We start from the raw sequence: 13278 nt of genomic DNA, 5'->3' as shown, positions 1-13278 counted from the left end.
TAATAAACAAGACCCCCTTTTTAATATAAACTTTTAGAACCCGGCCCCGTTGGCTGGGTTCCTTTTTTTGTGTGTAGCACCAGAAACACTTTCGAAGATGCCGTTGAACTTCTAATTTCAAGGAATAATCACCTTGGTTACAAAAAAAGTGCTTGTGTGAGTTCACACAAGCACTTTTTCTATGGTTAGTGGATGAAGCGCATGGCTTTCATCCACATGCACGAAGGCGTCATACCGCCGGGCCATCACCGAGGGAACGTAGTTCCCTCGCTCAGAAGTGGGGCGGTACACGACACCAATGGCACGGTGCCCCAGCACCTCGTGCCCCAGTAACGGATCCTCCTGGCGTAGCAGGAGGATCTGATCGTGCGCGCCGGCGCGATGCATAAGCTCCTCCCAGCTGCCTGGCTGGGCAGCTGGCACTTGCATCGTCGCCATCGGCGAGCCCCAAGATTTCGCGGCAATGACGGTGCCGCGGTAAGTGCCGAAGCCGATGGCACATACATCGGCTTCGCCGTGCGCTTCGCGCACAAGCTGGCCGACGTTGACCATGCCGTCGGCCAGCATATCGGTTGCACGCGCATCGCCGATGTGCGTGTTATGCTCCCAGACGATGACCTTGGCGTCTGGGCCATGGTGGTCGACGAGACGGCGCAGCGCTTCGACCATGTGTCGGTCGCGGACGTTCCACGACTCCGCGTCGTGCCTGACCATGGTGCTGTAATAATCCTCCGCGTTTACGGCAACAAGCGCGTTCAATTCCGCACTGAGGGCAGCTTCGCTATCTTCGTCATAACGCACGCGTTTCGCGTGAAGCTCCTTCAACAGCTTCACGACATCGTCCTTGCAGCTTTCGCCGTAGAAAGCCGCGGATACGCCGTAGTTTTGTCCCTCTTTTTCATAAGAATCGAAGCACTCAAAGGCTCTACGGGCTATAGCTAACTGCTCGGGCGTGCCTTTTTCCTGAAAATAGCGTTCGATTTCTTCCAAGGACTCCCATAAACTATAAACGTCTAGTCCATAAAAACCGACACGCTCTTCCATCGGTTTATCTTCATTATGTTTTTTTAGCCAATCCATCAATTCCCCAACCTCTTCATTCGCCCACATCCACGTTGGCCAGCGATTAAATGTTTCCATAACCTCACGGGCGTTTCGCTTCGCATCCTTATAGTGCTTCACATAACGGTTAACCTCATAGCAGGAAGGCCAGTCTCCCTCAACAGCGATAAAAGAAAATCCCTTCGTCTCAATTAATTTACGACTTAACGCCATGCGCAGCTTATAAAATTCGGAAGTGCCATGCGAGGCCTCGCCAAGTAAAACGTACTTCTTATCGCCAATCGCTTCGATTAACACATCCAAATCGTTTGAGCTGTTCAAAGGTACAGCCTGCTTCTTGATTTGTTCCACAATGAGTTCGTCCATGTTCACTTGTATGTACTCCTTTTCTATAATTTTCATATGTAGTATGCACAAAAAACCGCATAAAAAAAGTCGCTTGGAATCATGAGAGTATGGGACTTGTGACGGTGATTACAGTGGCAGACGGGTTTAACGAGTATGTCTCCTTTAATGTGCCAGTTAACGAGCATGGGAGTAGAGGTGGAGCAACGGTTGTTCTACAGCCGTTCAACCCCGAGGCGCGAAACGAACCGTCTTTTGATGTCCGGCTACATCAGTTTACTGTTTTTGCATTGCTGAATGATTATGCGAATAAGCTTGGGCTGGTCAAACAGAAACAGATGAAAGGTTTGGATGGGTTCGGGGAACTGGAAATGCCGATCTAGAGGTAATAATCTTCCCAACTAACCAAATTGAACTTCCTGATCTAAAATTATTTCTTTCGGCGGAGCTTCCATCGGACTTGCGTAAGGAATTAATGCGAAATGCACGTCATCTATGTTTTCAGGTAAGCGCGGTGTGATGAGGTAAGTGATTTGCGTTCGTCCACCGCCGCCGTGAGAGCCATATCTGCGGACATTAAAGGGCTGATTACCAATGACATCTAAAAGGAGTTGAGGTCGGACGTGACCGATGTGCATGTCATGTTCGATGGGTTTGATTTCAACGTAAACAATACTACTGTGTTGATGCTGCATCGAATGTGTCAACGCATATTCAAAGCCCTCAACGACGGATTTCTTCATAATAGACAAAACATGCACCAAATCGCCTAGCTCAGTCGGCATGACAGGGTAGCTGGTTTCATTCAGACTGTTGAGTAACCAGTTGATTTGTGGAATCTCAATACCGAATCGGGTTGACCATTCTTGGAGGACTTCCTTTTGTGGGTAAAATCGTCTGCCTTTAGCTAAGAATTTACGCTCTGTTAACAGATGAAGAAGGGATTCATCAATCTTTTTCATCTCATCATTGTATTCATTGGGGATCAATTGTAGTTCTGACCAAGCCATAGTCATGCATCTCCACCTTCCAAATGTATCCATTTAGTATAGCGGTTAATGAGGGGATGGGAAAGGAAATTCACAGTGAACGGGATAGGCAGCCAGAAAATGATTCGTATAATCATCAATGGCAATGCTAATCGGTTGCTCTCTCGTTGTTGCATCCATCTGTAGCTCTTGTAATTCCTTCATATGACGAAGTTCCCTTTCTTCCGAAAAAGCGTGTTATGCTCCTTTATTAGGATGCACCCGTTATTTTATTGAAGCGAATTTTAAAACTGCTTATTTGAACCAGCCCTTCTTCCGGAACCAAGCGAACATACCGAAGCCGATGGCAAGCATAATGAGGAGCACCGCGAAATATCCCCATCGCCATTCAAGCTCAGGCATATAGGCGAAATTCATACCATAGATGCCTGCGATAAACGTTAATGGCATGAAAATCGTCGTAATAACCGTCAACGTTTTCATAATCGTATTCATGCGATTGGAGCTGAGCGAGATGTAGCTGTCTCGGATATCCGCCGTGATCTCACGATTAGAGTCAATCATTTCAGATAGCTTGAGCAAGTGGTCATGAATATCCGTGAAAAAGACGAGATGCTCACGCACCTGTTCGATCCGGTCTGTACTGATAATTCTATACAGAAGGTCACGCATCGGGACGATTGTACGTCGTAATTTCAACAGTTGGGAACGGATTTCAAAAACTTGGTTCATCAACGCATCAATGGCTGCGGCGTTCATATTATTTTCGATGTCTTCGAGTTGGTCTTCGATTTGATAGACGCTTGGGAAATATTGATCGACGAGATTATCTAAAATTAAATAGGCCGCATAGCTTTCGCCTTGATTTCGCACACTCTCTTGCTCCGAAACGCGGACCCAGGCATCTTCTATTTCTCTGGATTCATGCAAATGAAAGGTGACGATATAGTTGCTGCCTAGGAACATATCCACTTCTTCCGCATCCAGCGTCTTAGCATTCATTGCATGCATGACAAAGAAATGAACATTGGGATAATGATCGATTTTCGGTCGTTGCATGAAATGAAAGCAGTCCTCAATAGCAAGTGGATGAAAGTGGAAATGGTCCTTCAATTTCGAGGCTTCCGCTTCATTCGGATTATAGAAATCAACCCAGAACCAATGGATGGATGGCGAAGAAAGCTCCTCAAGCGGGAGATCATGAATCACAGCAAAGTCGGTAGTGATGGCTAGCGTTCGTATCATATAAGAGCTCCTAGCGTGATATTTTCTGTAGGCATTTGCTTCATTTTACCATACAATGAGATAAGATTAGAATGGAAAGAAGGGTTAGGATGAAGCTATCCGTTTGTGTGGATGCGCTGTATCAAGGGCGAGATTTTAGAGAAAGTGTTCATGAGCTGAAGGAGATTGGTTACGATACGATTGAGTTCTGGTCTTGGTGGCAAAAGGATATTGATGCCGTAATGGCTGCCGTGACAGAAGCAGGTGTCTCGATTGCGACATTTTGTACGAAATTCGTAAGCTTGGTAGATCCAACTCAACGCAGTGCTTATGTGGAAGGGCTCACCGAATCGATTGCCGTTGCGAAGCGTTTGAACTGCACGAAGTTGATTTCCCAAGTAGGACAAGCACTTGAAGGTGTGTCGAGAGAGGCACAGACACAATCACTGATTGATGGGCTAAGGGCATGTGTACCTCTTTTGGAAAAAGAGGGTGTGACGCTGTTAGTTGAGCCGCTGAATACACGTGTTAACCATCAAGGTTATTTCTTAGCATCATCGGAAGAAGCTTTCCACATTGTGAAGCAAGTTGAGAGCCCTTTCGTGAAAGTGTTGTTCGATGTGTATCATCAACAGATTACAGAAGGCAATCTCCTATCCAATATTCGCGAGAATATGGCGTGGATCGGTCATTTCCATGCGGCAGGATGTCCCGGTAGACATGAGCTGGATAACGGTGAATTGAACTATGAGCAGATCTTCCGTGCCATCGATGAGATTGGCTACACAGGTCATATGGGGCTGGAGTATTTTCCGCTTGAAAAGCCGAAGGTCGGACTTCGTAATCTGATGAAACGTCACAATCACTAAAAATTTGTAACACAATTGGAACATTCCCGTTACAGTCCTCTAACATAGAAAGGGTACTATAATAAACAAGACCCCCTTTTTTAATATAAACTTTGGACCTGGCCCCGTTGGCTAGGTCCCTTTTTTATTTATAACAAATATCCGCTCACACTTGTCGTTCTTTTCTGGAACACGATTTTGAAATCATCTAACAGCCGTTTAAGGCGGTAATAACCCATAAATCAAAGATAATTTCATTGAAAAATGGGTAATATATCCGAATAGTTCTTACGAGGAGGATACATATGGAAACAGAAGCAACACTATACGACAAGCTCGGCGGAGAAGGGGCCATTACGGCTGTGGTGGACTACTTTTATCAGCTGGTTTTGGCGGATGATACGGTCAATCACTTTTTTGAACATACAGATATGGAAAAGCAGCGTAAGCATCAAGCGAAATTTTTTAGCTTTGCGTTAGGCGGGCCGAATCAGTATACGGGGACATCTATGGCTAAAGCGCATGCAGGCATGAATTTGCAGCCAGAACATTTTCAAGCGATTGCCACGCATCTTCATGATGCGCTAGCCCATTTTCAAGTGGGTGAAGGGGAGATCAATCAAGTGTTGGCGAAGGTTTCGACGTTGAAGGACGATATCTTATATAAATGAGTGTTCGTTAAAAAGGGACCCAGCCCGCATAGGCTGAGTCCCTTTGTCTCATCGTTCCGATCGATAAATCTCCTTCACTAAGCGATAAGCCAATTTCGGTTTGCGATACTCGCTGAGCAAGCCTTTGTTATTAAAGCTCCGCGCGCGATCGCGGAAGTAAGGGCGGTCACTCCGCACATCGACGCGAATGTCAGCGAAGTGCCAGATGAGCGTGCCGACGATGCGAGGGTCGTCGCGGAATATTTTCAAAGCACGCGTGACGACATCGGCCTGATAATCTTCGCTGAATAAGCGCAGCTCCCAGCCGGCATCGCCAAAAATCCCCGCCGCGCCGAACTCGCTCATGATAACAGGCTTGCCGCCAGCGCCTTGCTTCTCCGCATTGAGATAGTAGTTCTGCAGCATAGTACTAAATCCATCTACGCTGCCTTCATACCAGCCGTAATATTTATTAATGCCGATAACGTCGAAATAGGAAAGCACAATATCCTGCTCCGGATGCATAGTCGCGTAAGTGACGAGCCTGCTGGAGTCCATGCTGCGGATTTTGCCTACGAAAGCTTTCGTCAGCTCGTGAGCTTCTTCCGTCCGTGTATCAATTTCGTTGTGGGCGCCCCAGAAAATGATGGATGGGTGATGGTAGTCGCGGGTGATCATCTCATCCAACATATGGACGCCGCGGTCTCTAAATATTGGGCTTGCCAGTGTTTCAACACTCATAAAGCAGCCCCACATCGGAATTTCGCTCCATAGCAGCATACCGTGCTCGTCGAGTAAATCGATCCAGAACTGGCTTTGTGGATAATGAGATCCACGTACGATATTGCAACCCATATCGGACAAAATGTCTAGATCCTTCAGCATCAGCTTCGGCGGGAAAGCAAATCCCCACTCTGGATGCTCCTCGTGCCGATTTACGCCTTGTAGGTACAGCTTTTTGCCATTAAGTAGAATGTCGCTGCCCTGAACCTCAACCGTACGGAAACCTGTCCGGTCGATGAGATCGTCTTTGCCTGCCGTAACGGTAAATGTATAAAGAAAAGGTTGGCCGACATCCCATCTCTGAATATCCGCCAGGCTTCCACTTAGTGTGAGATTCGTAGATTGACCCGCAGCGACCAGCACATCAGAAGATGAGAGTGAAAGTCCTTCTGTGGATGCTTTAACCTCTAGGAAGCAATCCTCTTGGCTCAAAGAGATCAACGAAATTTGCAGATGAACCTCTGCCGCGTCTTCCTTCAATGCATAATCAATTTTCATCGAATTAATATAAACATCAGGCAGTTCCTGCAGCTCAACTGAGCGAATGATCCCGCCATAGGAGTGCCAATCAGCAATGTCCGTCGGCAGTGTCTGCCAATCCACCGTATTATCAACACGAATCACGAGTTCATGCTTACCAGCAGCAAGATGGGGCAGAATCATCGCAAACTGTGTGAAGCCGCCAAAATGGTAGCCAATATGCTGACCATCCACGTACACATCTGCATGGTGGAGAATACCTTCAAAGACTAGGCGAATATTCGCATTTTGAAGCGTTTCGAAATGGGTGCGATACCAGGCAGCACCGATATAATCGTAACTGCCTAATTCGTTATTCCAACAGGATGGAACGACGAATTTTCGGGAGCCCGCCGGGAATTGAGTGGCCCAGCCTTCAAAAACACCTTTATTGTCAGGATCCGTAATGAAATCCCATAATCCATCCAAAAGTTGTGTAGGCCGCAGGTTATGCTGTTGAAAAGTACGTATCACGATATACAAGCCCCTTTCATGTATGTTTCGTAAAGCGTATCATAGAAGAAGAGCCAATTTAAATGGATAAACCTCATTTCAATTTGTCAAAATCGCTACAAGGCTGGTGATCTATTCTTTTGAATAACCACCGTATTTATCATCATCGGCTTTCCTATGAGAAGCCTCCCGTTCCAGGCTGGAAAGATATTCGCAACACGACAGATGTACATTCGCTGTATTGGATTATGAGTGGCGAAGGGGAATTTCTCCACGAGATAGGTGAAGAACCACTGCGCGTGCATGCCGGGAATTTGTTGTATTTAAAGCCAGGTTTCACCTTAACAATGACATCTTCCTTGGACAAGCCATTATGTATTAGAATGCTTCTTTTTGATGTATTTGATATTCCCTATGAACAAGAGCATTGGCATAATCCTGTTCGGGTGGACGCGCTGCCGATCCCTTTTTATAAACCGAATTCACCAGAGCAGTCGGATTGGCTAGAAGCTCAGTTTACACGCATCTGGTCAATGAAAGGGACCGATCCTCATGAACGACAGGCGGAATTCCAGTATGTTTTGTCGCGGTTGATTTTTTATATGAAGGATACGAATACGTCCCAGGACCTCTACATGAAAGCCTTTCAGCAAGCGAAGCTGTGGCTGGAAACGTGTTATGATCAGCCCATAAGGCTGGAAGAATTGGCTAAGACCAATCATATCTCCGTATCTCAATTACGCAAAATGTTCATGAAACATGTGGGGATCTCCCCTAAGGAGTATTTAAATAAGGTCCGGAATGAGCAAGCGAAGACGATGCTTTTGCTGACGGATGAGCCGATGAAGGCGATAGCGGATGCTTGTGGATTTGCAGATGAGTTTCATTTTGGTAAAATGTTTCGAGTATGGAACGAGATTTCACCGGCTCGTTTTCGCACAATGAACAAATAGAGAGGGGCTAACCGAATTATGGGTGCCGAAATTGAGAGAAAGTATTTATTGCCTGCGTTCCCTGAGGCTGAACTTGCGAATAAGGAACTAACGTTGGTGTCCAAACAATATATTTATCAAACGTATTTGGCCTTCTCCGATGATCAAGAAATTCGAGTACGCGAGCTCGTAGATCGTTCAGGGGAGTCAAACTATACACATACCTTCAAATCGGGTCATGGGATGGTTCGAGAAGAAGTCGAGTATCGCATTACTGAACCGATTTACAAGCAGCTGTTGGAGCGAACGGGACTAATTCCGTTAGAGAAGATTCGTACAACGCTTGAAGCGGACGGGGTTACATTTGAAATTGATGAATATAAACAAATCGATCTTCTGGTCGTTGAAGTCGAGTTTGCCGATTTGGAGGCAGCACAGCGTTTTGAAGCACCGTCCTGGTTCGGAAGAGAGCTGGGTTCTGAGGAAGAGTTCCGAAATAAGTCGATGTGGGTTGCCTTGCAGAAGCGCTAATTGTTGGCTCATTCATTAGCGAAGTATGAGCAAAAAACATGCTTCGCTAAAATTCTAAGTAGAAGTTTTTTATCGATCGTAGCTGCCTTTGTTTTTGTTTCCATTCAAATTTGGCTACCTTCATTGGCCTGATGGGCGGAGTACTGAAAGCTGAAAGTGCAGTTGGCAAGGGCAGTCGCTTCACGTTTACCTTACCATTCCAAGTTATTGAACAAAGTGATCCCCTTTTGTAGAAAATCCTTACTATAAGCGAATCCCTTCAATAGACTGGGAAAGTGCACTAGCCCGTGTTGAAGGGAAAGAGAGTATTAGGGGTCATCAACGTGAGAGGGATTGGGTCGCTGCTAAAAGAGCTGCACATACGCTCATTGGTGTAGCAGGCAGTCTGTCGGCCGATGCGTTGCACGCGGGAGCAGAGAAGCTTCAATCGACGATTCTCCTTAAGGAAAACTATGAGGAGCAGCTTGCCGAGATCGCAGCAGAAATTGAGCGTAATATCGTTTGTATTCCGGATGAAGTTTAATTCTTAAATGAAAAGCTACTCTCTTTCAGCTGAGGCTGAAGGGGAGTAGCTTTTTAAATGCAATAATCCTGCTAGACGCCCGAATATGCCATAAATCCGCCATCCACAGGGATCGTTGTTCCTGTCACGAAGCGGGACATGTCCGAATCAGCCAGCCATAGCAAGGTGCCTAATAAATCCTCCGGCTTGCCGAATCGGCGCATCGGGGTATGGGCAATGATTTTATGAGAGCGATCGGTTAGTGTTCCGTCTTCCTTCATTAACAATTTGGCATTCTGCTCTGTCAAAAAGAAACCCGGTGCTATGGCATTCACGCGAATGCCGCTTTCTGCCAAATGAACTGCCAACCATTTCGTAAAGTTATCGATAGCTGCTTTCGCTGCGCTGTAGGCAGGCACTTTGGTCATGGGTGAAGGTGCGCTCATGGATGAGATATTGATAACCGTCGCACCTGCTTTGCCGTGCATATGTTTGGTGAAAACTTGGGTTGGAATTAACGTACCCACGAAATTAAGATCAAGCACGTTGCGGAACCCAGGAATACTTAGATCATAGAAGGATTGTATATCTGGATTCGCCATATCCTCCAACTTGAAAATTTCATTCGTCGTATTCGCACTGGCGTTATTGCCTCCCGCGCCATTAATCAGGATATCGCAAGTGCCCAGTTGTTCCGTGACGGAGGCTGCAGCTTGCTCTACACTTTCTGCCACGGTTACATCGCAAGCAACCGCAATCGCTTCGCCACCAGCTGCTTGAATTTCATGAACGACAGCCAGCCCTTTCTCGTGGGTGCGGTTCAGAATGGCAATACGCGCGCCTTGTTTAGCTAACTCCATTGCCATCACACGGCACAGTACACCAGCGCCCCCTGTTATCACAACGACTTTCCCTTTCAGGGATGGAAAATTAGTTAATCCGCTCATAATCAGTGACAGCTCCTTCTTGTAAAGTAACTCCTTGGCGACACATCATGTCCCAAAGTCCCCATAAATACATGATACCTAATGCCCGATCATACAGCCCGTATCCAGGCCGGCAACGCTCATCCCAAATATGTCGGCCATGATCCGGACGGCAGAAGCCTTCGTAATTGTTCTCATGCAGTGCCTTCACAATACCTGAAATATCAACCGTGCCATCCTGAGTTCGATGAGAAGTCTCGATGAAATCGCCATTCTCGAACACGCGGACATTCCGAATATGCGCAAAAGGAATCCGATCCGCGAATTCATGCACGATCGCGACAATATCGTTACTCGGGTTAGCACCGAGTGAGCCGCTGCACATCGTAAGCCCGTTATATGGGCTGTCGTGGAGAGCTAAGAAGCGGCGAATGTTCGCTTGGCTCGTCATTAACCGCGGAAGCCCGAATACGGACCACGGCGGATCATCCGGGTGGATGGCCATTCGAATGCCATATTCGGCGGCAACCGGAATAATCTCATTCAAGAAATACTTGAGGTTCGCCCAGAGATGCTCTTCGGTGACATCCTTATAGGCCTCGAACAGCTCCGTCAAATGAGCAAGCCGCTCAGGCTCCCAGCCCGGCATACTGAAATCAGGGTTGGCATTAATCCGTCCAACATGCTCAGCGAGATCGAGGTTGGCTATTTTACTTTTTTCATAAAATAGTGCCGTTGAGCCATCTTCCAGCTCTTTATGTAAATCCGTACGTACCCAGTCGAACACAGGCATGAAATTGTAGCAAATCACTTTGACACCGACCTGTGCTAAAGTGGCAATCGTTTTCTTATAATTAGCGATGTAGATATCGCGACTTGGAAGCCCTAATTTAATATCCTCATGGATGTTGACACTTTCAACAACCTGCATATGCAGCCCAGCACGATCAGCCTCGGCTTTGATCTTCTGGATTTTGTCCATCGGCCATTCTTCACCGGCAGGAACATCATGCAGTGCCCAGACAATGCCTTCAACACCGGGAATTTGTTTAATTTGCTTAAGAGAGACCGTATCATTGCCCTCTCCAAACCAGCGGAATACCATTTTCATAGATGCACACTCGCCTCCATTTTGACTAACCTATTTGAAATACGTGGGAAACTTCTCTTTCAATAATGCCTGATCGGAAATACCAACTTGAAGATGAGCGCGTATGATTTGCTCTGCTCGATCTGGCTGTTGCTCTTTGATGGCGTCAACAATCTGCCCATGCTGTGCATACAGCTCATCCCAATGATGATCGGTGGCTAGTCGAAGCATGCGGGTACGGTTCAAATGTACATTAATTTGTTGGATGACCGCCCAAGTGTTCATTTTGTTACACCCTTCGAAAATCGTTCGATGAAACTCCTCATCAAGCTCGAACATTCTCTTGTAGTCTTGATCTTCCATACAGACTTTTTGAGAGGCTAAGTTCATCTGAAGCAAGCGCAGTGACTCTTCTGGAAAAGTATTGCAGGCTAAGCGGATAACGGCGCTTTCCAGATGCTCTCGTATGAAGCGCGCTTCATCAACGAGCTCCAAATCAATGAGGGAGACAACTGTGCCGCGTTGCGGATAAATGTCCACCAAACCTTCTTGAGCTAATTGCACGAAGCTTTCCCGAACGGGCGTTCGACTCACGTTGAAGTTTACTGACATTTCTTTCTCCGAGATGGCGGCGCCTGGCAGCAGGGTAAGACTAAGAATTTGAGCCTTCAGCGTGTGATAGACGGCATCTCGTGTCGAACTGATAAGGGGTTTCTTATACAAATCCATAGTTTTCTCCTTTGGTAAATGAAGCATAAATACATACTACCATACTTGTATGGTAGTATGGTAGTGGTAACTCAGGATTGAGAGTTCAGAGCCGATAGTTACTTATAAGTAAACTCGCCGACTTCCTTTTATAGGAAACGAATAGCGTTTAGAGAATTGTATATACCACAGAAAAGTAGAGGAGTACCACATATGGAGAACATGTTAGAGAAATGGATCATCGAAACCGATATCACGAACATGCAGGAAGCGATGGCGGCGGGGAAAGTTACCTCGGTACAGATCGTGCAAACGTATCTAGCTCGTATTGAAAAGTATGATTCCGTTTTACATGCGATTTTGGAACTAAATCCAGATGCACTCTGCATAGCGGAAGCTTTAGATAAAGAAAGAAGTTCACAGGGATCGCGCGGGATGCTGCATGGTATTCCTATTTTATTGAAGGATAATATCGATACGCATGACAGGATGCATACGAGTGCAGGCTCACTCGCCCTCGCGAATTCATTTGCTGCTGAGGACTCTTACGTGGCGACTCAACTTCGAGCAGCTGGGGCAGTTATTCTTGGCAAAACGAATATGACCGAGTGGGCTGGCTTCATGTCTGGAGAGATGTGGGCGGGCTACAGCGCGAGAGGAGGCCTCACTTTAAATCCCTACGGGCCAGGGGAACTCTTCGTTGGCGGTTCAAGCTCAGGCTCTGCCGTAGCGACGGCGGTTCATTTCGCAGCGGCTGCAATTGGCACCGAAACCTCAGGTTCGATTATTAGCCCTGCCAGTCAGAATAGTGTTGTTGGTATTAAGCCAACCTTAGGGCTTGTTAGTCGAACAGGGATTATCCCGATTGCTCATAGTCAAGACACAGCAGGCCCAATGGCAAGAACAGTGCGGGATGCAGCGATCGTACTCGGAGCATTAACTGGACTTGATGTTAGGGATGCAGCCACATTACCAAGTAAAGGGCATGCTGTTCAAGATTACACAACCTTCCTTGATGACAATTACTTGCAGCAGGCTCGTATAGGAATTCCCCGTTTTTATTATGAGCATTTAGATGAAGCAAGACTTGAAATCGTTGAAGCGGCTATTGCCGTGTTGAAGCATAAAGGCGCTACGATTATCGATCCCGTCGTGCTCCCGTGTGAACGAACAGATTGGGATAGTAACGTCATGAGATACGAATTTAAAAAGGATCTGAATGCCTATCTCGCTACGCTATCAGAGAGCGTACATGTTCATTCCTTGGCTGAAGTGATTGCTTTTAATAATGAGCATGCACCAAGGACACTGAAGTATGGCCAAGGAACCTTACTATGGTCAGAGCAAACAAGCGGGACATTAACGGAACAAATATATGCGGATAGTCTGAGGAAAAATAGGGAGAATGCACGCACGCTGGGCATTGATTATGCACTAGAAGAGCATCAGCTGGATGCGCTCTTGTTTCTGGGTAATGAAGGCGGTGCTGATCTAGCCGCAAGAGCCGGCTATCCTTCCATAACGGTACCTGGAGGCTACGCCTCTACGGGCGTTATTGCTCCAGGAGGCTATATAACGAAAGGCATGCAAGGGATTACTTTCGTTGGAACGGCGTATAGTGAACCTACGTTGATCCGAATTGCCTATGGGTTTGAACAAGCAACAAAACACCGCATGCAACCCGCGCTATCCTAACTAGGAATAACACGAGTCACA

General features: G+C 46.6%; 15 protein-coding genes. 7 read left to right on the top strand and 8 right to left on the bottom strand.

Annotated elements, in window-relative coordinates; genetic code table 11:
- Positions 1 to 162: 162 nt before the first annotated feature.
- The gene (locus AC58P7_RS12120) at positions 163 to 1428 is read right to left on the bottom strand and encodes an erythromycin esterase family protein (protein ID WP_497343427.1); all 1266 of its coding nucleotides are present in this window, start codon (positions 1426 to 1428) and stop codon (positions 163 to 165) included.
- Positions 1429 to 1526: 98 nt separating this feature from the next.
- On the opposite strand from AC58P7_RS12120, the gene AC58P7_RS12115 reads away from it, so the two are divergent.
- Positions 1527 to 1790, top strand: coding sequence for a hypothetical protein (locus AC58P7_RS12115; RefSeq protein ID WP_497343104.1), 264 nt, complete (start codon positions 1527 to 1529; stop codon positions 1788 to 1790).
- Positions 1791 to 1808: 18 nt separating this feature from the next.
- On the opposite strand, the gene AC58P7_RS12110 is transcribed toward AC58P7_RS12115, so the two are convergent.
- From AC58P7_RS12110 to corA, 3 genes are all read right to left on the bottom strand, one after another.
- Entirely contained in the window at positions 1809 to 2417 is a 609-nt protein-coding gene (locus tag AC58P7_RS12110) for a hypothetical protein (RefSeq protein WP_497343102.1), read from the bottom strand.
- A 45-nt stretch (positions 2418 to 2462) separates the two neighbouring features.
- Positions 2463 to 2600 (bottom strand): hypothetical protein, encoded by a 138-nt coding sequence (locus tag AC58P7_RS12105; RefSeq protein ID WP_497343100.1) that lies wholly within the window; start codon positions 2598 to 2600, stop codon positions 2463 to 2465.
- Between the two features lie 90 nt (positions 2601 to 2690).
- Positions 2691 to 3641, bottom strand: a complete 951-nt coding sequence (gene corA / locus AC58P7_RS12100; RefSeq protein WP_497343098.1) for a magnesium/cobalt transporter CorA — start codon at positions 3639 to 3641, stop codon at positions 2691 to 2693.
- Positions 3642 to 3730: 89 nt separating this feature from the next.
- On the opposite strand from corA, the gene AC58P7_RS12095 reads away from it, so the two are divergent.
- Both AC58P7_RS12095 and AC58P7_RS12090 read left to right on the top strand, forming a co-directional pair.
- Complete coding sequence (locus AC58P7_RS12095; RefSeq protein ID WP_497343096.1) at positions 3731 to 4489, top strand: hydroxypyruvate isomerase family protein; 759 nt, start codon at positions 3731 to 3733, stop codon at positions 4487 to 4489.
- A gap of 284 nt (positions 4490 to 4773) precedes the next feature.
- Complete coding sequence (locus AC58P7_RS12090; protein ID WP_497343094.1) at positions 4774 to 5139, top strand: group I truncated hemoglobin; 366 nt, start codon at positions 4774 to 4776, stop codon at positions 5137 to 5139.
- Positions 5140 to 5187: 48 nt separating this feature from the next.
- Here AC58P7_RS12090 and AC58P7_RS12085 read toward each other — a convergent pair whose 3' ends face one another.
- On the bottom strand, positions 5188 to 6894 hold the full coding sequence (locus AC58P7_RS12085) for a glycoside hydrolase family 2 protein (protein WP_497343092.1): 1707 nt from the start codon (positions 6892 to 6894) through the stop codon (positions 5188 to 5190).
- 119 nt (positions 6895 to 7013) lie between these two features.
- Here AC58P7_RS12085 and AC58P7_RS12080 point away from each other — a divergent pair, with 119 nt between their 5' ends.
- From AC58P7_RS12080 to AC58P7_RS12070, 3 genes are all read left to right on the top strand, one after another.
- Complete coding sequence (locus AC58P7_RS12080) at positions 7014 to 7826, top strand: helix-turn-helix transcriptional regulator (RefSeq protein WP_497343090.1); 813 nt, start codon at positions 7014 to 7016, stop codon at positions 7824 to 7826.
- 18 nt (positions 7827 to 7844) lie between these two features.
- Positions 7845 to 8336 (top strand): CYTH domain-containing protein, encoded by a 492-nt coding sequence (locus AC58P7_RS12075; RefSeq protein WP_497343088.1) that lies wholly within the window; start codon positions 7845 to 7847, stop codon positions 8334 to 8336.
- A 253-nt stretch (positions 8337 to 8589) separates the two neighbouring features.
- On the top strand, positions 8590 to 8859 hold the full coding sequence (locus AC58P7_RS12070) for an Hpt domain-containing protein (protein WP_497343425.1): 270 nt from the start codon (positions 8590 to 8592) through the stop codon (positions 8857 to 8859).
- A gap of 71 nt (positions 8860 to 8930) precedes the next feature.
- Here AC58P7_RS12070 and AC58P7_RS12065 read toward each other — a convergent pair whose 3' ends face one another.
- The 3 genes from AC58P7_RS12065 to AC58P7_RS12055 are packed head-to-tail and all read right to left on the bottom strand — an operon-like array spanning position 8931 to position 11583.
- A complete protein-coding gene (locus AC58P7_RS12065; protein WP_497343086.1) occupies positions 8931 to 9785 on the bottom strand; it encodes an SDR family oxidoreductase in 855 nt (284 codons plus the stop codon).
- Positions 9769 to 10875 carry a mannonate dehydratase gene (uxuA, locus tag AC58P7_RS12060; RefSeq protein ID WP_497343084.1) on the bottom strand — a complete coding sequence of 369 codons (1107 nt, stop codon included), beginning with the start codon at positions 10873 to 10875 and terminating at the stop codon, positions 9769 to 9771. Before uxuA ends, AC58P7_RS12065 begins: the two co-directional genes overlap by 17 nt.
- 30 nt (positions 10876 to 10905) lie before the next feature.
- The gene (locus tag AC58P7_RS12055) at positions 10906 to 11583 is read right to left on the bottom strand and encodes a GntR family transcriptional regulator (RefSeq protein ID WP_497343082.1); all 678 of its coding nucleotides are present in this window, start codon (positions 11581 to 11583) and stop codon (positions 10906 to 10908) included.
- A 192-nt stretch (positions 11584 to 11775) separates the two neighbouring features.
- Here AC58P7_RS12055 and AC58P7_RS12050 point away from each other — a divergent pair, with 192 nt between their 5' ends.
- The gene (locus AC58P7_RS12050) at positions 11776 to 13257 is read left to right on the top strand and encodes an amidase family protein (RefSeq protein ID WP_497343080.1); all 1482 of its coding nucleotides are present in this window, start codon (positions 11776 to 11778) and stop codon (positions 13255 to 13257) included.
- Positions 13258 to 13278 lie beyond the last annotated feature (21 nt).

This window comes from Paenibacillus sp. J22FR5 (assembly GCF_059691975.1).
The sequence above is the reverse complement of the archived record's forward strand: the minus strand, read 5'-3'. Positions and strand labels throughout refer to the sequence as shown.

Bases quoted from the DNA above. Each gene is read 5' to 3' on its own strand.
- AC58P7_RS12120 (WP_497343427.1), bottom strand. From the start codon at position 1,428: ATGGACGAACTCATTGTGGAACAAATCAAGAAGCAGGCTGTACCTTTG.
- AC58P7_RS12110 (WP_497343102.1), bottom strand. From the start codon at position 2,417: ATGGCTTGGTCAGAACTACAATTGATCCCCAATGAATACAATGATGAG.
- AC58P7_RS12105 (WP_497343100.1), bottom strand. From the start codon at position 2,600: ATGAAGGAATTACAAGAGCTACAGATGGATGCAACAACGAGAGAGCAA.
- corA (WP_497343098.1), bottom strand. From the start codon at position 3,641: ATGATACGAACGCTAGCCATCACTACCGACTTTGCTGTGATTCATGAT.
- AC58P7_RS12095 (WP_497343096.1), top strand. From the start codon at position 3,731: ATGAAGCTATCCGTTTGTGTGGATGCGCTGTATCAAGGGCGAGATTTT.
- AC58P7_RS12090 (WP_497343094.1), top strand. From the start codon at position 4,774: ATGGAAACAGAAGCAACACTATACGACAAGCTCGGCGGAGAAGGGGCC.
- AC58P7_RS12075 (WP_497343088.1), top strand. From the start codon at position 7,845: ATGGGTGCCGAAATTGAGAGAAAGTATTTATTGCCTGCGTTCCCTGAG.
- AC58P7_RS12065 (WP_497343086.1), bottom strand. From the start codon at position 9,785: ATGAGCGGATTAACTAATTTTCCATCCCTGAAAGGGAAAGTCGTTGTG.
- uxuA (WP_497343084.1), bottom strand. From the start codon at position 10,875: ATGAAAATGGTATTCCGCTGGTTTGGAGAGGGCAATGATACGGTCTCT.
- AC58P7_RS12055 (WP_497343082.1), bottom strand. From the start codon at position 11,583: ATGGATTTGTATAAGAAACCCCTTATCAGTTCGACACGAGATGCCGTC.
- AC58P7_RS12050 (WP_497343080.1), top strand. From the start codon at position 11,776: ATGGAGAACATGTTAGAGAAATGGATCATCGAAACCGATATCACGAAC.